Here is a 19985-nt window from a genome sequence, read left to right as displayed (position 1 = left end):
GGAGAGTTCTCGTTGTCCCTCGTCGCGCACAGCCTCGACGTGATCAAGAGGTTGCAGTCCCCCACCGGGGCCTATCCGGCCTCGCCCACCTTCTCCGCCTACCGCGGCTACTCGTGGCTGCGGGACGGGGCCTTCATCGCCGAGGGGGTGAGCAGGCACGGCGACGTGGCCGGGGCGGACGCCTTCCACGCCTGGTGCGCCCGCACGGTCGGCGACCGGGCGGGCCAGGTGGACGCGCTGGTCTCGCGGGCCGCCCGGGGCGAGGCCGTACCGGTCGCGGAGATGTTGCCGACCCGCTTCACCCTCGACGGGGTGGACGGGGACGACGACTGGTGGGACTTCCAGCTCGACGGGTACGGGACGTGGCTCTGGGCGCTGCGCGAGCACGCCGCGCGGCACGGCAGGGCGGTCCCCGGGGTCGAGAAGGGGGTCAGGGCGACCGTCCGGTACCTGACGGCGTTCTGGCACCTGCCCTGCTACGACTGGTGGGAGGAGCACGTCGAGCAGCGGCACGTGGCCACGCTCGGCGCGATCCACGCGGGCCTGCGGGCCGCCGCCGCGCTCGGCGTGCTGAGCGCGGCGGAGGAGGCGTCGGCCGCCGAGGCGGTCGAGGGCATCGCGGCGCTGGTGGAGCGGGACGGCCTCACCCGGGACGGGTCCGGCCCGCCGCGGCTGCGGAAGTGGCTCGGCGGCGACGCCGTGGACGCGAGCCTGCTCGCGTGCGTGGAGCCGTTCGGCCTCTACCCGGCCACGCACCCCGTCGGGGCGGCCACGGTCGCCGAGGTGGAGCGCGTGCTCGCCCGGGACGGCGGGGTGTACCGCTACCTCGCCGACACCTTCTACGGCGGGGGCCGGTGGGTGCTGCTGGCCGGTTTCCTCGGCTGGAACCACGCCCGGGCGGGACGCCCCGCCGAGGCCCGGCGCTACCTGGACTGGATGGCCGCCCAGGCCACCCCCGGCGGTGACCTGCCCGAGCAGGTGTCCGACCTGCTGCTGGCGCCCGGGCGGCGGCAGGAGTGGCTCGACCGCTGGGGGCCCGTGGCCACGCCGCTGCTGTGGTCGCACGGCATGTACCTGATCCTCGCCGACGAATTGGGAGTACACGCATGATCCGGCATCGGCCGCACGGCTCCGGGCACCCGTACGCCGAGACCGAGGACCAGCGCGTCCCGGCCAGACCCGTGGACGGGGAGCCGGTGGAGCTGCGGGTGCGGGCCTCGGCGAACGTGACCGCCGTGGTGTGCGAATGGGCCGCCGACGGCGCGCCGCCGATCGAGCTCCCTCTGACCAGGAGCGACGGCGGTACGCGGGCCGGCGCGGGCCCAGGTGCGGGCGTCGACGGCGGCCATCTCACCGCCGCCCAGGCCAGGGCCACGCGGGCCGCCGCCGGGTCGTGGGCCGTGCGGACGCCCGCGCTGCGGGCCGGGCACCGCTACGCCTACCGCTTCCGCGCCACGGCCGCCGGCGGCGGGACCCGTACCGGCAGGTGGTTCGAGGTGTCGGCGGCGAGCTGGTCGGACGACGGCGGGAAGCTCGACGTCACCGGCGCCGACCGGATCGTCCCGGGGAGTGTGCGGTGGCTGTCGGACGGCGACGGGCCGCTGCGGGTGCGCTTCGAGCTGGAGCTGGGGCCGGAGGAGCACGTCGTGGGGTTCGGCGAGCGGTTCGACGCCGTGGACCAGCGCGGACGCGAGCTCGACGCGGTCGTCTTCGAGCAGTACAAGGCGCAGGGGCGGCACGGCCGCACCTACCTGCCGATGCCGTTCGCGATGGTCGTGGGCGGGCCCGCGAGCTGGGGCTGGCACGTGCGGACCTCGCGGCGCACCTGGTACGACGTGGGAGCCTCGACGACCGGCCGGGTGCGGGTGGAGGCCGAGGTGGGCCGGGACGGCGAGCTGGGCGTGCGCTTCCACGACGGCGCCGCGCCCGCCGACGTCCTGCGCGGCTTCCTCGACGACGTCGGGCGGCCCTCGGAGCTGCCGCCGTGGGTGTTCCGGCTCTGGGCCAGCGGCAACGAGTGGAACACGCAGGAGCGGGTGCTGGCCGAGATGGACCGCCACCGCGAGCACGGCATCCCCGTCGGCGCGCTGGTCATCGAGGCGTGGAGCGACGAGAGCACGTTCACGGCGTTCAGGGGGGCCGAGTACGAGCCCTCCCAGGAGGCGCACCGCCTGGCCGACTACACCTTCCCGCCCGACGGGCCCTGGCCCGACCCCAAGGGCATGGTGGACGAGCTGCACCGCAGGGACATCAAGGTGCTGCTCTGGCAGATCCCGCTGCAGAAGACGCGCCCCCACCCGCGGCACCAGGCCGCCGTGGACGCCGGGCAGCTCGTCGGGCGCGGGTACGGCGTGCGCGAGCCCGACGGCCGCCCCTACCGCAACCGGGGCTGGTGGTTCCCGCTCGCGCTCATGCCCGACCTGTCCTCCCAGGAGGTACGCGACTGGTGGACGGCCAAGCGCCGCTACCTGGTCGAGGAGGTGGGCGTCGACGGCTTCAAGACGGACGGCGGCGAGCACGCCTGGGGCCACGACCTGCGCTACGCCGACGGGCGCGACGGCGCGGCGGGCAACGGGCTGTTCCCCGTCCACTACGCGCGTGCCTTCGGCGACCTGCTGCGGTCGTGCGGCAAGGCGCCGGTGACGTTCAGCCGGGCCGGGTTCGCCGGGTCGCAGCCGCACGGCGCGTTCTGGGCCGGGGACGAGGACTCCACGTGGGAGGCGTTCAGGTCGTCTATCAGAGCTGGGATCACGGCCTCCGCCTGCGGGATCGTCTACTGGGGCTGGGACCTGGCCGGCTTCTCCGGCGAGGTGCCGGAGGCGGAGCTGTACCTGCGGGCGGCGGGGGCGGCGGCGTTCATGCCGATCATGCAGTACCACTCGGAGTTCAACCACCACCGCGCGCCCCTCAGGGATCGCACGCCGTGGAACATCGCCGCCCGGACCGGGGACGAGCGGGTGATCCCGGTGTTCCGGCGGCTGGCCGAGCTGCGCGAGCGGCTGGTGCCGTACCTGGTGGAGCAGGCCCGTACGGCGGTCGGCGGCGGCGCGCCGCTCATGCGCGGCCTGTTCTTCGACCACCCGCGCGACCCGCGGGTCTGGCGTCACCCCCTGCAGTACAAGCTCGGGGACGCGCTCCTCGTGGCCCCCGTGACCGAACCGGGCATTTCGGAAATTTCGGTCTACCTTCCGGACGGCGACTGGGTCGACGTCTGGACCGGGCGCGACCTGGCGGGCGGCCGGGAGGTGACAATGCCCGCCGCCCTCGATCACCCGCCCGTCACCTGCGCGAAGGAGCACTGGACACGCCTCGCGGGAGTGTTCACCGACTTGCCAAAAGCACGCCGGACACGATGTTAGCCTCGGTACCGTGCTAGGGGCCGGGACCACTCTCAATGATCGCTACGTGCTCGCCGACCGCCTCGGCGGCGGTGGCATGGGCGAGGTGTGGCGTGCCGACGACACGGTTCTCGGGCGCGCGGTGGCGGTCAAGGTGCTCATGCCCGCGTTGTCGGAAAGCCCGGCGTTCATCCAGCGCTTCCAGAACGAGGCCCGCGCCATGGCCACGCTCCGGCACCCCGGCGTGGTCGATGTCTACGACTACGGCATCTGCGAGGTCGAGGGCCGCCAGGTCAGCTTCCTGGTGATGGAATACGTGCGTGGCGAGTCGCTCGACCGCGTCCTGCGGCGCGGCCCGCTCGGCGCCGAGGCCACCATGCGGCTGATCGCGGAGGTCGGCGACGCGCTGGCCGCCGCGCACGCGCAGGGCATCGTCCACCGCGACGTCAAGCCCGCCAACCTCATGATCAGGACCGACGGCGGCGTGGTGCTCACCGACTTCGGCATCGCCCACTCGGCCTCGGCCGGCCATCTGACGGCCACGGGAACGATGCTCTGCTCGGCCGGCTACTGCGCCCCCGAGCTGGCCACGGCCAGCGACGTGACGCCCTCGGTCGACGTCTACGCCCTGGGCGTGGTGGCGTACGAGTGCCTGACGGGAGAGCTCCCGTTCCAGGGCGACACACCCGTACAGATCATCTTCAAGCACCTCAACGCCCCCATCCCGCAGCTGCCTCACGACGTGCCTCCCGGGCCGCGCCAGGTGGTGGCGCGGGCGCTGGAGAAGACGCCCGACCGGCGCTGGCCGTCGGCCGCCGTGATGGCGGAGGCCGCGCGCAAGGCGATGGACGCCCCAGACCGGCCGCTCGACCGGCCGCTCGTGCCGCGCCGCCACCGCACGCTGCGGGCGGTGCTGACCGCGGCCGTCGCGGTGGTCGTCTCGGGGGTGGTGGCGGGGTCCGTCTGGCTGCGCCCGGCCGGCCCGGCGACCACCGTCGACGAGGTATCGCCCACCGTGGACGCCACCTCGGTCACCGCCACCCCGCCCACGCCGAGCACCAGGAGGCCGTCCACGCCTCCGGCCAGGCGCGCGCCGACCCCCAAGCCGACGGCGACCGGCAGCGTGACGCACGTGCCGAGCCCCAGCGCCTCGGTCTCCGCCACCCCGACCGTGACGCCCACCCCCTCGCCGACCACCTCGGAGCCCGAGCCCACGGCGGAGCCGACCACGGCCGGTCCGGAGGAGCCCCCGACCGCCGATCCCACGATCAGCCACTCTTCCGGCGAGATCCAGTGCATCCGCTCCCCGTGCCCGGGATGACGGTCTTTTGCGTGTCCTCAGCCGCTCGCCGATCGTGAGAGAGTCGTCGGGTGGACTCGACTCGTGACCTGCTCGTCGCCCTGGCCCGCCGCTATGCCTTCGCCGATCTCGGCGCGCTCGCGCCGGCTGCGGAGATCGCCGAGGTCTGCGAGTTCGGTCACCGGTTGCTCTCGCTCGACGCCGAGGACTTCGCGGCCGAGGCGAAGGGCGTCCCGGCCGACCTGCGGCGGCGCGCCCGGGCCTGTCACATGCCGCAGACGCCGCGCGAGCAGCCGCGTGGGGCGCTGGAGTCGCTGCGGCCCGCGTACGGCCTGCTGCTCGAGGTGATCGCCGCACGGTGGCACCGGCGCGAGCTGAGCCCGATGATCGCCGCGGTCCACATCGCCAGCGAATACCTGCCGCTGCTGGCCTTCGAGCCCCAGCTCGGCCACGCCGGCGACCCGGCCCGCTGGCCCGAGGGGCTGAGCGCGCCGGGGAGCCGTTTCGGCGTGATCGGCGACCGGGAGTGCGACCACACCAAGTCCGAGCAGTCCGCCACCAACCGGACGCTGCGGGTGTCCCTGGAGCCGGGCGAGGGCTGGCGCGCGTACTTCGACCGGCAGCACAGCCAGGTCGCCGGCGCGCTCGCCGTCTGCGTCGCCACCTGCCGCAACCCGTGCACGGCCATGGACTGGATCGCGCCCGAGCCGCGCGCCGACCTGCATGTCCGGGCCCGCACGGCGCTCACCTTCGCCGACACTCCCCTCGTCCGGCTGCGGCACGCGGCCCCGGTGGGGCACGGGTTCGGGGTGCCGTCGCCCGAGGAGGTGCTCGACGCGTGGGAGCGCAGCCGCGCCGCCCTCGACAAGAACCCCGTCGGGGCCGCGGCCATGCAGGACGACGGGTTCCCGCTGCCCGGACTGCCCTCGCTGTTCTCGGCCGTCGCGGCCGCGCCCATCGAGCCCGCGACGCTGCTGCGCGGGGTCAGCGAGCACATCGTCGGCCTGCTCCAACGCCTCTAGCGGCGGGCGGTGGCCTGCTCCCCCAGGGCGCCGATGCCATAGAGGAGGCCGCCCACCAGATCGCCCACGCTGAACGCCGTCGCCATCGACATCGCCGTGAGCCGGCAGGAGCCGTCCGTCAGCCGCCTGCGGGCGTTCTCGCCCGTCACGATCTCCAGCGCGCGGCCCTTCAGGTCGACGAGGAGCACCACGGCGTCGCCGGCCTCCTCGCCCAGGGCCGCGTGCAGGCGTTCGGCGAAGTGGCGGCGCGAGCCCACCGGATCCCCCAGGAACACCCCGAACCGCAGCCCGCTGCGCCGCTCGGCGGTGTGCAGGGCGCGCCTGACGTCGTCGGCCTGTGCGGCCGTCAGTCCTCGCATCGTCACATCACCATCCCGCGGAAGCCCCGCCGAGGTGTCCGCCGGGCTCGGCCGTCTCGGCGGCGGCCACCCAGTCGTGCTCCGGGACGTCCGCCCAGTGCGCCACCCGGTCGGCCAGCACCAGGTCCGACGTGCTCACGCCACGCTCGCTCCTGGACGGGCCGCCCAGCCACACCGGGCCGGACTCCACCCGGCGCTGCGCGCTGCGCCCAGGCAGCAGGACCAGCAGGCTGATCACGATGAACAGCCCGAACGACACCCCGATGAGAAAGAGCAGAATCTCGCCTGCGCTGTGCACACCTTGAACGTAATCCCGATGTGAGCAGCGGGCCAGACCCCACCTGGGAGTGTCCACCAGGTAAGATCTTTTTTGAGACGACATCTCTAGAGAAGAACGTAGAACATACCCCGAAAACATGCGTGGAACACGATGAGCTGGGCCATAAAACTATGGACAGGGCAACACTAGGAATCGTTCCGATCTCCGAGCTACGGTGAGTTACGTGGACTCCGACATCCAGCGTGAAGACGGTCACAATGCGTCACCAATCTGGGTGAACGACCGGCCAGAGAGCGAGCAGACCGCTGCCGCGAAGCCTTCGGCGCCCACCTCCACGTACGCGCCCGTCGAGCGCGCGTCCGTGCGTAGCCTGCTGCAACAACCGCAGTTCCACCGCCTGCGCAACCGCGTGCTGGTGGGGATCGGCGTCGCGGTGGTGGTGGGCTTCCTCGTGAGCGACTGGCGGCTGGGCGTGACCGCGGGTGTGATCGCGGCCGTCGCCGAGGCGGTCTACCGCTCGCGATCCCATTCGTCCGTGCCCGCCTGGCGGCGCACATCCGTGGCGGAGCGCCGCACCGAGGCGCAGCTGCGCAAGCTCGAACGCAGCGGCTATCGCACGCTCCACGCCAGGGCGATCCCCAACAGCGAGGCCCAGATCGACCATCTCGTGGTGGGCCCGACCGGCGTGTACGCGGTCGACTCCGAGAAGTGGGACAAGCGGCTCCCGGTGCGGGTGCAGATGGGCAAGAAGCTCTTCCACGGCCCCTTCGACAAGAAGGCCCGCCTCACCGAGGCGAAGTGGGAGGCGTCACAGGCCAGCGAGCTGATCACCCAGTCGTTCGGCCGCGAGGTCTCGGTCGTGCCCTCGCTCGCCATCTACGGCCCGCCGGTGCCGTGGAAGATCATGACCATCCGCGGCGTGGACGTCTACCAGGGCGACCGCGCACGCAAGTGGATCACCAAGCGGGAGCGGGCCCTGACCGACGGCGAGATCGACCGGATCTTCGACATCGCCGCCCAGGTCCTGCCCGCCCGCTACGGCGAAGACTAGGCCCCGGCCCGGGCATACCCGTTCGATATGGCGGGGTCCGGGCCGACGGTCATTCCCCAGCCCCGCCGGGCTCGTCCCCGCGGGGCTTCTCCACGCCTGAGGCCACGCCTGAGGCCACGTCTGAGGCCACGCCTGAGGCCAGGCGCGCGCCGAAGTCGTCCAGGGCCATGGCCAGGTCCGCGCTCGGCGGGAGCGTCTGCGGCAGGCGCGAGTACACCGCGGTGCCGAACCCGGCGACGCGGACGATGTGGTCGATGAGCGCCTCCCTGTCGCGCGGCCACGGGAACGACGGCTGGGCGATCAGCAGCGAGACGCAGCCGTGCACGGCCGACCACATGCCCAGCGCGAGCTCCTCGGGGTCGCCCTCCAGCACCCGTGTCTCCACGCAGGCCGAGACCGCGGCGACCATGTGACGGAAGCACTCGGCGGCGGCCGGCGGCACGCCCGGCCCGGCAGTGGCCCGCATCATCAGCACCCGGTACTGCACCGGATGCTCCAGGGCGAAGCGGGCGTAGGCGCGCCCGCACCTGCCCAGGGCCAGGAACGGGTCGCCGCCCAGGTTCTCCCTGAACATCCGGCCGAACTCGCCCCAGACCCGCATGCAGACCGCCTCGACCAGCGCCTCCTTGTCGGCGAAGTGCAGGTACACGGAGGGCGTGGAGACGCCGGCCCGCAGGGCGACCGCGCGTAGCGTGAGCGCGTCCTCGCTGCCGGACTCGGCCAGCAGGTCCTCGGCGGCCCGCAGGATCTCCTCGCGCAGCAGCGCTCCCTCTCCGCGCCTGGCGCGTACGCGTCTGGTGGTCATGGGTCTCAGGTTGACGCCGTCAGGTTAACGATGTCAATCTGAGACCCTGGGGAAGGGATTTACTGAAAAATGGGGAATTTTAGCGAAGCGACCGCCTTGACCGATCGCGGCGAAGGCGAGTTCGGGGCCGTGCTGGACGCCCAGTGGAGCGTCGGCAACCGGCTGCACGGCGGCTACCTGCTGGCCGTGCTCGCCAGGGCCGCCTGTGAGAGCCCGGCGGGCGCGGGCCACCCGCACGTGACGGCCGTCAGCGGCTCCTTCATCGAGCCGCCCGAGCCCGGCGAGGCCGTGGCCCGGGTGGAGACGCTGCGGGTCGGCAGGAGCGTGGCCCAGGTCAGGGCCGCGCTGGTGCAGGAGGGCCGCATCCGCGTCGAGTCGCACATCACGCTCGGCCTGCTGGACGACACCGGCCCCTGGTGGTCCTCGCAAGAGCCGGTCGAGCTGCCGCCCGAGGAGAACTGCTTCCTCGCTCCCACCAACCCGCCGGGCACGGACCTCACGGTGCCGCTGATGGCCGTGGTCGAGGAGCGCATCGTCCCCGAGCACCTGTCCTTCGCGTTCGGCGCCCCCACCCGGGCCGGCGTCATCGCGAGCTGGCAGCGGCTGGCGGACGGCTCCGACTGGGACCCGCTGAGCCTGCTGGTGGCGCTCGACCCGGTGCCGCCGGTGTCGTTCGACCTGGGCCTGTCCGGGTGGGTGCCGACGATCCAGCTCTCGGCGTACATCCGCAGGCTGCCCGCTCCCGGCCCGATCAGGGTGCGGCTGGCGGCCACGGACGTCGGCGGCGACCGGATGGACGAGGTGGCCCACGTCTGGGACGACAAGGGCCGCCTGGTGGCCCAGGCGACCCAGCTCGCCGCCGTACGGCTGCCGTCCTAGCGGTAGATCTCCGGGACCGAGGCGCACCACGGGAAGATCTCGCTCCGGCTGGAACGGGTGACGTCGCCGCACAGGCCGACCTGGGTCGGCCGCTCGGCCCCCTTGGCGTGCAGGATCAGCACGGCCTTGTCCAGGGGATACTGCCGGGGCGAGTCCGCGCCGAAGTCGAGCGCGCCCGTGGCGCCCTCGATGGCGTGCCCGCTCTGGTCGGGCGTGTAGAGCGTGCCGAGCTGGCGCCAGACGGTGTACGAGTTCACCGGCACGCGGTGCCGCTCCCTGCCGAGCCGCCGGATGGCGGTGATCATCGTCTCCGTGGCGTCGTAGGCCAGGGCGGCGTGCCCGTCCAGCGTCCGCCCCGGCCCCGGCTCCTCGCACTCGAAGGGGAACGTGGCGAACAGGGCCGCGTAGAAGTCGTGCCGCTGCGGCTCGCCGCACTTGTTCGGGGCGGCGGCGAACGACTCGTAGTAGTAGCCCACGCCGCTGACGGCCGACCTGACGCGCACGTCCGCGGCGTACCTGGTGACGTCGTCACCGCCGAGGATGGTCGGCGGCGCGTCCGCGCACTTGTCTGCCACCCCCTTCACGAACTCGGCAAAGTCGGGAATCCCGCGCCCGGCGAAGTACACCAGCCCGTCGAACCCGCACGCCGACACCCCCGCGTTTCTGGGGTCCCCCGCGTAGGGGTCGTCGCTGCGGTCGTCGGGGCCCGGCTTGGCCCCTCCGACGGGCGTGAACCTGAGCCCCTCCACCGCGAACCCGCGCTCCTCCATCCGGGCGACGACCCGGGCCTTGAGGTTGGAGGCGTAGTAGTCGGTCACGTCGTGCGAGTAGTAGACCCGGGCCCGCCGCTTCACCTCGCCCTTCTTGACCAGCGAGTCGGCGAAGGCGGCCGCCATCCACGCCTGGCGGGAGTTCTGCGGGGCGACCTGGAAGTAGAACGGCGACTCGTTCACGAGGCGGTCGGCCGACAGCGTCGAGGCCACCATGGGCAGCCCGGCCTTGCCCAGCTCCTGGATGGCCGCGACGGTCTCCTGGCGGCTCTGGTCCAGGCCCACCACACCCACGATGGGCGCCTCCTCGTCGCGGTAGCGCAGCAGCAGCCGGGCGATGCTCGAGCCGTGCTCCATCCTGCCGCCCGCGTTCGCCAGGAGGATACGGACCAGCGGCTCGCTGGCGCCGGCGGAGTTGTTCTGCCGCCTCTGCGCGATGGCCACGCCCGCCAGGCCCTCGCGGGCGGCGGCCAGCGTGTCCCGGTCCGTGGAGGTGAGCGCCGCGAGGTAGGCGATCGTCACGTACGGCCGGTCGCCGCCCTCGTGCAGCTTCGCGGCCCGCTCGTTCTCCTCCTGGAGCACGGCCTGGACCTGCCGCATCTCGGTGTTGCCCGGCGAGAACAGGTAGTCGGGCTCGGCCACGCCCACGCACTCGGTGCCGGCCAGCTGCCTGCCGCTCTCCGTCCACGGCGTCCACAGGCCGGTCGCGCAGGCGTTGCGGTGCCAGGCGGCGGTCTGGCCCGCGTACGCGCCGACCATGCCCGCCAGGGCCATCCAGAACAGCGCGATGGCCGTCCGGGACGACCACCACGGGGCAATGCGGGCGGGCGGCACCCAGGCGGGGTCGGCGACGTCGTACCTGGTGAGGTCGGCGGGCACGGCCGGGGCCGAGATGGTGAGCGGCGTGTCCAGCACCCGCCGCCACGTGTCGCGGTCCTCGGCCGTGACCAGCTCACGGCGCCAGCGGATGAGCCGCCACACCGAATCCTCGTCGTCCTCCAGGAGCACGGCGTCCGGCGTGTAGGAGACCACCACGACCGGATCGAACCTGTCGAGGTCCGCGCGCCGCTCCTCGATGAGCTTGACGAGCGCCTCGCCGTGCTCGTTGAGCAGCAGGAGCGGGTAGAAGACGTGGCCCGCACCCCGCACGTGCAGCGGGGAACGCCGGTACTGCCAGCTCAGGTCGTCCATGAACGCGCGCAGCAACAGCCGCGCGACGCCCGGCTCGTCGGCCGGGTCCAGGTCGGCCAGCAGGGCGGCGACGCCGGGCGCCTTGGAGCCGTCGTCCGACAGCGCGCGCCGCAGCCAGCGGAACCGCCCGCCGAGTCCGGGCACGCGCCCGCTGAGCCGCAGGTCGTGCAGGAAGCCGGGTAACAGCTTGAGCAGCAGGTTGAGCGGGAAGGGGACGTGTTCGGCGCCCCTGCCCGCGGTGTCGACGCCCCACCCCCAGTTGCGGTCGGACTCGCGCAGCACCCGGCGAGCCTGGTCCTCCTTGCCGTGCGACTCGGCCAACTGCTCGACGATCTGGGCGGTCAGCTGATAGCGCGGGAAGCGCAGTCTCGTGCCGCGCAGGGCGGACACGATCCGGGAGAGGATCTTCGGCACCCCTTCGCCCGGCTGGATGTCGGGGCGAGCCCGCGGGATCCCGCGCGAGATGACCGGCGTGGCCTGCCTGTCCTGCGGCGCCAGGATCTCCGGCCAGGCGCCCGCCTCGCTCAGCTGGACCAGCGGGATGCCCATCCGTTCGACGTGCTGCTTCTTGTCCTCTTCCCCTCGCCACCTGGCCAGCCGTGGCTGCCTGGCGACGTGCGGCGAGTCCTGCACCCCCTCGCCCCTGGCCGGTCTGCGGCACAGGCGGTCTATCGTGTGGATGAAGTTGCCGACCCTGGCGGGGTCGTCGAGCATGACTGCCCCGTTGCTCATCTGATCTCTGTAACACGAGTCCGGGCGCGGACGGCTGCTTTTTCGGGCTCGATCCGGTAACCAACCGTCCGATGTGTGGACACGTGTCTCAGTTGCCGGGCAGTGGCCGTAACATGTGAAGACTCGCTAGCGATGGGAGATGCCCAATGCCCGCCCTCAGGTCACGTACAGTCACCCACGGCAGGAACATGGCCGGTGCCCGGGCCCTGCTCCGGGCGACCGGCGTAGCCGGGAGCGACTTCGGCAAGCCGATCATCGCGGTGGCCAACAGCTACACCCAGTTCGTGCCGGGCCACGTGCATCTCAAGGATGTCGGCGAGGTGGTGTCGGCCGCGATCCGGGAGGCCGGGGCGATCCCGCGGGAGTTCAACACGATCGCCGTGGACGACGGCATCGCGATGGGCCACGGCGGCATGCTCTACTCGCTCCCGTCGCGCGAGCTGATCGCCGACTCCGTCGAGTACATGGTCAACGCGCACTGCGCGGACGCGCTGATCTGCGTCTCCAACTGCGACAAGATCACGCCGGGCATGCTGCTGGCCGCGTTCAGGCTGAACATTCCGACGATCTTCGTCTCCGGCGGGCCCATGGAGGCCGGCAAGATCCCCGGCAAGAAGCTCGACCTCATCGACCCGATGATCGCCGCCGCCGACGACTCCGTCTCCGACGCCGCGCTGCTGGAGATGGAGGAGAGCGCCTGCCCGACCTGCGGCTCGTGCTCCGGCATGTTCACCGCCAACTCCATGAACTGCCTGGCCGAGGCCATCGGCCTCGCGCTGCCCGGCAACGGCACGATCCTGGCCACGCACAAGGCGCGCAAGAAGCTGTTCGAGGACGCGGGCCGCCAGCTCGTGGAGATCACCCGCCGCTACTACGAGGACGACGACGCGTCGGTGCTGCCGCGCTCGATCGCCACCCGCGACGCGTTCGAGAACGCCATGACGCTCGACGTCGCGATGGGCGGCTCGACCAACACGATCCTGCACATCCTGGCCGCCGCCCGCGAGGCCGGCGTCGACTTCGGGCTCAAGGAGATCAACGAGATCTCGCTGCGGGTGCCGTGCGTCTGCAAGGTCGCCCCGGCCACGAACAAGTACCACATCGAGGACGTCCACCGCGCCGGCGGCATCCCCGGCATCCTGGGCGAGCTCGACCGGGCCGGGCTGCTGCACCGCGACGTGCCCACCGTGAACGGCGGCTCGCTGGCCGACATGCTGGCCGCCTGGGACGCGAAGTCGCCGACGGTGCTGCCCGAGGCCGTCGAGCTCTGGCACGCGGCCCCCGGCAACGTGCGCACGGTCAAGGCCTACTCGCAGGACAACCGCTGGGACGACCTCGACCTCGACCGCGCGGCCGGGTGCATCCGCGACCTGGAGCACGCCTACACCGCGGACGGCGGCCTGGCCGTCCTCTACGGCAACATCTCGCGCGACGGCGCGGTGGTGAAGACGGCCGGCGTGGACGAGTCGATCTGGAAGTTCAGCGGGCCCGCGGTGGTGTTCGAGTCGCAGGACGACGCGGTCGAGGGCATCCTCGGCGGGCGCGTCAAGGAGGGCGACGTGGTGGTCATCCGCTACGAGGGCCCCAAGGGCGGTCCCGGCATGCAGGAGATGCTCTACCCGACGTCCTTCCTCAAGGGCAGGGGGCTCGGCAAGGCCTGCGCGCTGGTCACCGACGGCCGCTTCTCCGGCGGCACCTCCGGCCTGTCCATCGGCCACGCCTCGCCCGAGGCCGCCGAGGGCGGCGCGATCGCGCTGGTCGAGGACGGTGACATCATCGACATCGACATCCCCGGCCGGTCGATGGAGCTGCGGGTGCCCGAGGCCGAGCTGGCCGCGCGGCGCGAGCGGCTCCTGGCCGACCTGGGCGGATACCGGCCGCGCGACCGCAACCGGCCGGTGAGCGCGGCCCTGCAGGCGTACGCGGCGATGACCACGTCCGCCTCCACGGGCGCCTCGCGCGACCTGTCCCAATTGTCGCGGTGATGCGGTAAGCCTGCGATGGATCCGCAGCGCAGCGAGGACATCCATCGCAGGACCGCCGGGCGCAGCACGGCGGGAGAACACTCACTGTGCGGTAGGTGACAAGGACCTTGCCTGCCGCACAGGTTTTCGAAAAATGTCGGTCGTCGTCTCTAGTATTGGGGTATGACGACAGTCGTGAAGCACGATACTCGCCCGCTGACGACCGCCGAGATCGCCGCCCTCGCCCTCTCCCTCGCTCACCTCGGATCGGGCCCGCAGGCCATCACCGCACGACGTGGCCTGCAACACGCACTCGAGCACCTGGAGCTCGACGACGACGTCATCGCCACCACGCTCACGACCCTGACCGAGCCGCTGCCCGTCGAGGTCGCCTCCAGAGCCAGGCTCATGGCGGACGCCATCACCAGCCGTCTCATGATCCGCCTCCACTACCGCGACGCCTCCGGCATCATCACCTCGCGCGACGTCGAGCCGGTGACGTGCCTGGTCCACCGCGAATACTGGTATCTGGTCGGCGTGTGCAGGATGCGCCGGGGGATCAGGGCGTTCCGGTTCGACCGGATCATCGCGGTCGAGCCCACGCTCACGCCGTCCCGTCCGCACCTGGCCGACCGGTTCCTCCCGTTCCAGCGCCGCAAGCGCCCCAGGGCCGCCTAGGAAACTGACCGGCGTTTGACCTTCCGTGCCCCCGGCCTTTGGGGTGGCGGCTGGCAGGCTCCCGCACATGCGCGTTCGGGGGATCTCGCTCGTCGTTGCCCTGCTGGCCGTGGCCGGCTGTGCAAACCCGTCAACCGTCGTCCCGCCTCAGGCCGCCTCCTTCGGGCAGCCGGGCGGGGTGGTCGTCGAGAGCGTGCTGCCTGTTGCCGCGCGGCGCGCTCTCGACCGCACGCTGGACCAATACCTGCGCGAACGCCCCGGGCGCGCGGCGCTGGCCGTCTATGACCGCACGACCGGTGCCAGGTACTCCTACCGCGAGCGCACGCCGTTCGTGCTGGCGAGCGTGGCGAAGGTGGACATCCTGCTGGCGTTCCTGCTGGGCAAGCAGGGCGAGCTGAGCGCGTACGAGCGCACGCTCACCTCCAAGATGATCCGCGAGAGCGACAATGACTGCGCTCACGAGCTCTACCTGACGGTCGGCGGCCAGAAGGGGCTCACCAGGGTCCTGCGCCGGCTCGGCGTCGAGCAGACGTGGCCGGGGCCCGGGCTGTACTGGGGAACGACCCGCAGCCGGCCGTCCGACCAGGTCAAGGTGCTGGAGTGGCTCACGGACCCCGCGGGGCCGCTGCCGGCCTCCGACCGGCGCTACGCGCTGAAGCTCATGTCGTCCGTGGAGCCGTCACAGGCGTGGGGGGTCAGCTCGGCCGGGGGCGACGTGGCGCTCAAGAACGGCTGGCTGCCCGTGGACGCGCACGACGGGCTGTGGACGATCAACAGCGTGGGCCGGCTCGGCGTGGACGGGCACGACGTGCTCATCGCGGTGCTGTCGGAGCGCAGCCCGACCATGGAGACGGGGATCGCCACGGTCGAGCGGCTCGCCAAGCTGGCGGTGGAGGAGCTGACGCGTTCGCAGGCGACCTTCACCGCCGCCCAGGTGTTCTAGGCCGTCACAGGCCGTTCTAGGAGCAGCACCCTCCGCCGCAGCAGCCGCCCCCGCTCGCCTTCGGAGCGGCCGCGCCGCCCGTCATCGACACGGTGGACAGCAGCTTCACCGTGTCGTCGTGGCCGTCGGGGCAGGTGGCCGGGTCGTCGGAGGCCGACATGGGACGGGAGACCTCGAACGTGGAGCCGCAGGCGCGGCAGCGGAAGTCGTAACGCGGCATGCCCCTAAGAGTAGGTCATGTGCTCGAAGTCGGACACGGGCACGTACCCGATCGACTGGTAGACGGCGTTGCTCGTCGGGTTGCCCAGGTCGGTGAAGAGCACCACCTGGTCGCAGCGCTCGGCCAGGCCGACCTGGCTGGCGTACGCGGTGACCGCGGCCCCGTAGCCGTTCCTGCGGCACGAGGGCGGCGTGTAGACGGGCCCGATGCGGCAGACCCCGCCGACCGCCGGGGAGAGCGCGGCCAGCGAGACCGGCGCCCCACCCGCCTCCCACACGAACAGCTCGCGGGCCGCCAGCCGCCGCGCGACCGACTCGACCACGTCGTCGCCCATGCCCATCCGCACCTCTTCGGCGAACGCCTGGTACCAGCTGACCAGCAGCGGGAAGTCGGCGGGGGCGGCGAGCCTGCCGCGTCCGGGCGTGCCGGGGACGGCGAGCGCCCCCAAGCGGTAGAGCCGCTCGGGCACCAGCCGCCCAGGCTCCCCCAGCAGCCGCTTGACCTCGGAGGTCAGCTCCACCCTGCCCACGACCTCGGCGGGGTCGCCGAGCGCGGCCAGGAGCGGCTCGACGGCCTCCAGGGGCATGTCGGCGAGCCCGACCGGGTGCGGCGGGGTGTGGAAGACCGCGCCCCGTACCTCGCCGTCGACCGTCCACCAGCCGAACCGGGGACCCTTCGCGGGCATGCCGGCGCGCAGGTTGGCGAGGACGGTCAACGCGACCGTGTTGCGCACCGGGTCGCCGAGCAGGAAGGGCTCGGCGACCGCGGCGTACTCCTCAACATCTGAGGTGAAGGTCCACATGCCTGCTCATGGTGTCAGGCGGTGGCCACCCCTTACAAAGCGATATCTCAGGCCGCGGCCTCGAGGTAAGGCGCCCATTGGGGGTCTCCGATCAGCGACGCGCCGATGAGCCTCCAGTGAGCGCCCCGTGGCACCGCGGGGCTGAAGCGCAGCGTCCACCCCAGCTCCTCCAGGTACTTGTCGGCCTTCCTGTGGTTGCACGTGGTGCAGGAGGCGACACAGTTTTCCCAGGTGTGGGTGCCGCCCCGGGACCGCGGGATGACGTGGTCGATGGTCTCGGCCCGCTGCCCGCAGTAGGCGCAGCGGTAGTCGTCGCGCCTCATGAGGGCGGCCCTGGTCAGCGGGATGCGGGACCGGTAGGGGATGCGGACATATCTTCGCAGCCTGATCACCGAAGGGACGTCGAGCGTGTGGCTGGCGGAGCGCAGCACGGCGCCCCTGCCGTCGCGGTGGACGACGTCGGCCTTCTCCCGCAGCACCAGCACGACGGCCCGGTGCAGGGAAAGGGTGGTCAGCGGTTCGTAGGTGGCATTCAGCAGCAGGACCTGGCGCATCATGGAGCCTCTCCCTGCTGCGCGCGTATCAAAGGGGACATGCCGTGGCATGTCCCGACTGTCGGCCCCTCCTGGGGCACTTGTGCTTCCGTCACGTGGACCTCCGCCGGACGGTCCAGCGGATGGTCACCACGGCACCGTCCTGTCACCAAGTCTGGCGTTTGCACCCCGGTCCCCGCCACCCCAAATATCCTCCAACCGGAATGGACCAGAGGGACACACGTTACGTTTTATGCCCGCTTCACCAGCGCTTTACGCATGTCCTTTGGCAGTAGGGTTCCCAGCATGAAGCTGGAGCCGTACCCGACCGCACGCCGCGAAGACACCGTCGACACCCTGCACGGCACGCCCGTGCCAGATCCTTATCGATGGCTGGAGGATCCCGACAGTCCCGAGACGAAGGGGTGGCTGCTGGAGCAGGCCGAGCTGTTCAGCAGGGGCAGCGGGCCGCAGCGGTTCAAGAGCCGCATCGCCGAGCTGCTCAGGTCCGGCTCGGTCGGCGCGCCGGCGTGGCGCGGTGGCCGCCACTTCTTCAGCCGCCGCACGCCCGACCAGGAGCACGCCGTCTACTACGTCGTCGAGCCCGACGGGACCGAGCGGGCGCTGATCGACCCGATGGAGATCGACCCGTCGGGGTTGACCACGCTCGACGCCGTGCAGCCCGACAAGGAGGGGCGACTGCTGGCGTACCAGATCTCCGTGGGCGGCAACGAGGAGTCGATCCTCTACGTCATGGACGTCACCACCGGCGAGCGCGTCGAGGGGCCGATCGACCGCTGCCGCTACTCCCCCATCGCGTGGCTGCCCGGCGGGGAGGCGTACTTCTACGTCCGCAGGCTGCCCAGCACCGAGGTCCCGGAGAACGAGACGCAGTTCCACCGCCGCGTCTACCTGCACCAAGTCGGCACCTCCACCGAGGACGACGTGATGATCTTCGGCCAGGGGCTGAAGATGACCAACTACTACGGCGTCTCGGTCTCGCGTGACGGCCGCTGGCTGCAGGTCTCGGCGCACGAGGGCACCGCGCCGCGCAACGACCTCTGGGTGGCCGACCTGGCCGCGTCCCCGGCCGACCGGCCGGACCTGCGGGTCGTGCAGGAGGGCGTGGACGCGCAGGCGGGGCTGGTGTTCGGCCGCGACGGCAGGCTCTACGTCCACACCGACCGCGACGCGCCCAGGGCCCGGGTGTGCGTCACCGACCCGGCCGAGCCGGGCTTCGAGACCTGGCGCGACCTCATCCCCGAGGACCCCGAGGCGGTGCTGAACGACTTCGCGATCCTCGACGACCTGGAGCGCCCGGTCGTCCTGGTGGGCTGGACCCGCCACGCGATCAGCGAGATCACCATCCACGACCTGGAGACCGGCGAGCGCGTCGGCGAGGTGCCCACGCCCGGTCTCGGCTCCGTCGGAAGCCTCTCCGAGCGCCCCGAGGGCGGCTACGAGGCGTGGTTCGCCTACACCGACAACACCAGGCCGCCCTCCGTGCAGCGCTACGACGCCAGGACGGGCGAGACCACGCTCTGGGCCGCCTCCCCGGGCGCGGTCGAGGTGCCCCCGGTGCGCACCTCGCAGGTCGTGTACCAGTCCAAGGACGGCACCGACGTCCGCATGCTGATCATCTCTCCCGCCGACGACACCCCCGGGCCGCGCCCCACCATCCTGTACGGCTACGGCGGCTTCGGCCTGTCGATGACCCCCGGCTACTCGGCATCGATCCTGACCTGGGTCGAGGCCGGCGGGGTCTACGCCATCGCCAACCTGCGCGGAGGCGGCGAGGAGGGCGAGGAGTGGCACCGCGCGGGCATGCTCGGCAACAAGCAGAACGTGTTCGACGACTTCCACGCGGCGGCCGAGCACCTCGTCGCCACCGGCGTGACCACGCCCGAGCAGCTCGGCATCTCCGGCGGCTCCAACGGCGGCCTGCTGGTGGGCGCCGCGCTGACGCAGCGGCCGGAGCTGTACGCGGCCGTGGTCTGCTCGGCGCCGCTGCTCGACATGGTCAGGTACGAGCAGTTCGGGCTCGGCGCCACCTGGAACGTCGAGTACGGCACCGTCGAGGACCCCGAGCAGTTCGGCTGGCTGCTGGGCTACTCGCCCTACCACCACGTCCAGGAGTCGGTGAACTACCCCGCCACGCTCTTCACCGTCTTCCAGTCCGACACGCGCGTGCACCCGCTGCACGCGTGGAAGCTGTGCGCGGCGCTGCAGCACTCCTCGACCGGCGACCGCCCGGTGCTGCTGCGCAACGAGACCGAGGTGGGGCACGGCGCCCGGTCGGTGAGCAGGTCGGTCGATCTGTCGGCCGACACGCTCACCTTCCTCGCCCGGCACACCGGTCTGTAGCCTCGACGGCATGAGCGCGCTGGGGCCGGCCATGGTCGAGGCCGCCCCGGCGCCGGGCCGCGACCCTGCGTGACGCATGCCGCGCGCGCCAGGCGGCCTCAGCCGGGGGTCAGGGAGCCGGGGGCCGGGACGGGCAGCGGATGGGCGCCCTCGGGACGCAGCCCGTCGAAGATCATGCTCAGGTAGCGCCGCCAGAGCCCCGGAACCGCGTCGCCCAGCGGGGCCACCGCCTGGCAGGCGGCATTGATCAGCAGCACGACGTCGTGCCCCGTGACGTCGTGCCGTACGAACCCGTCGCGGCGGGCCCGGTCCGTGAGCGACCGGGCGACCGCCACCAGCCGATCGCTCGCGGCCCTGATCTGCGGATCCTCGCGCATGGCCGGGGTGAACGCCTGGCAGAACGAGCGCAGCTCGACCCCGGCGGCCATGAACTCCAGCAGCGCCGCCCCGGAGTCCGCCCCCTCGCGCAGCGCCTCTCCCCTGGCCACCAGCGACTCCAGCTGGTCGCTGAAGATCGCGGCCATGAGCTGCTCCTTGGTGGCGAAGTGCCGGAACACGGTGCCCTTGCCGATCCCAGCCCGCGCCGCGATGCGCGCGATCGAGACCTCCGTGCCGCGCTCCGCGAACTCGGCCGCCGCCGCGTCGAGCAGCAACCGCCTGTTACGCACCGCGTCCGCCCGCACATTCGCCACATCAGGACCCTACCGCAACCGGACCGCGCGGTCATATTATGCTCAACCTGACCGAGCGGTCC

Annotated in this window: 18 protein-coding genes; 10 read left to right on the top strand and 8 right to left on the bottom strand. The window is 72.1% G+C overall.

Annotation, left to right across the window (positions count from 1 at the left end):
- Window positions 1–12 precede the first annotated feature (12 nt).
- From ACIHFD_RS15575 to ACIHFD_RS15560, 4 genes are read left to right on the top strand one after another with little or no spacing between them, the layout of a single operon-like run.
- On the top strand, window positions 13–1110 hold the full coding sequence (locus ACIHFD_RS15575; RefSeq protein WP_397367445.1) for a glycoside hydrolase family 15 protein: 1098 nt from the start codon (window positions 13–15) through the stop codon (window positions 1108–1110).
- Window positions 1107–3359 (top strand): TIM-barrel domain-containing protein, encoded by a 2253-nt coding sequence (locus ACIHFD_RS15570; protein WP_397367444.1) that lies wholly within the window; start codon window positions 1107–1109, stop codon window positions 3357–3359. The genes ACIHFD_RS15575 and ACIHFD_RS15570 overlap by 4 nt, the downstream gene beginning before the upstream one ends.
- Before the next feature lie 10 nt (window positions 3360–3369).
- Window positions 3370–4659 (top strand): protein kinase, encoded by a 1290-nt coding sequence (locus ACIHFD_RS15565; protein ID WP_397367443.1) that lies wholly within the window; start codon window positions 3370–3372, stop codon window positions 4657–4659.
- Window positions 4660–4709: 50 nt separating this feature from the next.
- Window positions 4710–5660 carry a hypothetical protein gene (locus ACIHFD_RS15560; RefSeq protein ID WP_397367442.1) on the top strand — a complete coding sequence of 317 codons (951 nt, stop codon included), beginning with the start codon at window positions 4710–4712 and terminating at the stop codon, window positions 5658–5660.
- Here the strand turns inward: ACIHFD_RS15560 and ACIHFD_RS15555 are convergent.
- Together ACIHFD_RS15555 and ACIHFD_RS15550 are read right to left on the bottom strand one after the other, a co-directional pair.
- A complete protein-coding gene (locus tag ACIHFD_RS15555; protein WP_350731525.1) occupies window positions 5657–6019 on the bottom strand; it encodes a DUF5130 family protein in 363 nt (120 codons plus the stop codon). The genes ACIHFD_RS15560 and ACIHFD_RS15555 overlap by 4 nt on opposite strands.
- A 7-nt stretch (window positions 6020–6026) precedes the next feature.
- Window positions 6027–6317: a hypothetical protein gene (locus tag ACIHFD_RS15550; RefSeq protein WP_397367441.1), complete on the bottom strand. Its 291-nt coding sequence runs from the start codon at window positions 6315–6317 to the stop codon at window positions 6027–6029.
- Window positions 6318–6573: 256 nt separating this feature from the next.
- Here ACIHFD_RS15550 and ACIHFD_RS15545 point away from each other — a divergent pair, with 256 nt between their 5' ends.
- On the top strand, window positions 6574–7350 hold the full coding sequence (locus ACIHFD_RS15545) for a nuclease-related domain-containing protein (RefSeq protein ID WP_397367440.1): 777 nt from the start codon (window positions 6574–6576) through the stop codon (window positions 7348–7350).
- Window positions 7351–7399: 49 nt separating this feature from the next.
- On the opposite strand, the gene ACIHFD_RS15540 is transcribed toward ACIHFD_RS15545, so the two are convergent.
- Complete coding sequence (locus tag ACIHFD_RS15540; RefSeq protein ID WP_397367439.1) at window positions 7400–8155, bottom strand: TetR/AcrR family transcriptional regulator; 756 nt, start codon at window positions 8153–8155, stop codon at window positions 7400–7402.
- A 96-nt stretch (window positions 8156–8251) separates the two neighbouring features.
- On the opposite strand from ACIHFD_RS15540, the gene ACIHFD_RS15535 reads away from it, so the two are divergent.
- Window positions 8252–9034 (top strand): thioesterase family protein, encoded by a 783-nt coding sequence (locus tag ACIHFD_RS15535; RefSeq protein WP_397367438.1) that lies wholly within the window; start codon window positions 8252–8254, stop codon window positions 9032–9034.
- Here ACIHFD_RS15535 and ACIHFD_RS15530 read toward each other — a convergent pair.
- A complete protein-coding gene (locus tag ACIHFD_RS15530) occupies window positions 9031–11727 on the bottom strand; it encodes an ABC transporter substrate-binding protein (protein WP_397367437.1) in 2697 nt (898 codons plus the stop codon). The genes ACIHFD_RS15535 and ACIHFD_RS15530 overlap by 4 nt on opposite strands.
- Before the next feature lie 146 nt (window positions 11728–11873).
- On the opposite strand from ACIHFD_RS15530, the gene ilvD reads away from it, so the two are divergent.
- The 3 genes from ilvD (at window position 11874) to ACIHFD_RS15515 (ending at window position 15312) form a co-directional block, all read left to right on the top strand.
- Entirely contained in the window at window positions 11874–13712 is a 1839-nt protein-coding gene (gene ilvD / locus ACIHFD_RS15525; protein ID WP_397367436.1) for a dihydroxy-acid dehydratase, read from the top strand.
- Window positions 13713–13874: 162 nt separating this feature from the next.
- Window positions 13875–14369 (top strand): helix-turn-helix transcriptional regulator, encoded by a 495-nt coding sequence (locus ACIHFD_RS15520; RefSeq protein WP_397367435.1) that lies wholly within the window; start codon window positions 13875–13877, stop codon window positions 14367–14369.
- Window positions 14370–14436: 67 nt separating this feature from the next.
- The gene (locus ACIHFD_RS15515; protein WP_397367434.1) at window positions 14437–15312 is read left to right on the top strand and encodes a serine hydrolase; all 876 of its coding nucleotides are present in this window, start codon (window positions 14437–14439) and stop codon (window positions 15310–15312) included.
- 16 nt (window positions 15313–15328) lie between these two features.
- On the opposite strand, the gene ACIHFD_RS15510 is transcribed toward ACIHFD_RS15515, so the two are convergent.
- From ACIHFD_RS15510 to ACIHFD_RS15500, 3 genes are read right to left on the bottom strand one after another with little or no spacing between them, the layout of a single operon-like run.
- The gene (locus tag ACIHFD_RS15510; protein WP_355200186.1) at window positions 15329–15532 is read right to left on the bottom strand and encodes a zinc ribbon domain-containing protein; all 204 of its coding nucleotides are present in this window, start codon (window positions 15530–15532) and stop codon (window positions 15329–15331) included.
- A gap of 4 nt (window positions 15533–15536) precedes the next feature.
- The gene (locus ACIHFD_RS15505; RefSeq protein WP_397367433.1) at window positions 15537–16334 is read right to left on the bottom strand and encodes a GNAT family N-acetyltransferase; all 798 of its coding nucleotides are present in this window, start codon (window positions 16332–16334) and stop codon (window positions 15537–15539) included.
- 47 nt (window positions 16335–16381) lie between these two features.
- Window positions 16382–16888: an HNH endonuclease gene (locus tag ACIHFD_RS15500; protein WP_350731891.1), complete on the bottom strand. Its 507-nt coding sequence runs from the start codon at window positions 16886–16888 to the stop codon at window positions 16382–16384.
- 285 nt (window positions 16889–17173) lie between these two features.
- Between ACIHFD_RS15500 and ACIHFD_RS15495 the strand changes: the two genes are divergently transcribed.
- A complete protein-coding gene (locus ACIHFD_RS15495; RefSeq protein ID WP_397367432.1) occupies window positions 17174–19231 on the top strand; it encodes a prolyl oligopeptidase family protein in 2058 nt (685 codons plus the stop codon).
- Window positions 19232–19329: 98 nt separating this feature from the next.
- On the opposite strand, the gene ACIHFD_RS15490 is transcribed toward ACIHFD_RS15495, so the two are convergent.
- Window positions 19330–19923: a TetR/AcrR family transcriptional regulator gene (locus ACIHFD_RS15490; protein ID WP_397367431.1), complete on the bottom strand. Its 594-nt coding sequence runs from the start codon at window positions 19921–19923 to the stop codon at window positions 19330–19332.
- Window positions 19924–19985 lie beyond the last annotated feature (62 nt).

The organism is Nonomuraea sp. NPDC051941 (assembly GCF_044593615.1).
The sequence above is the reverse complement of the archived record's forward strand: the minus strand, read 5'-3'. Positions and strand labels throughout refer to the sequence as shown.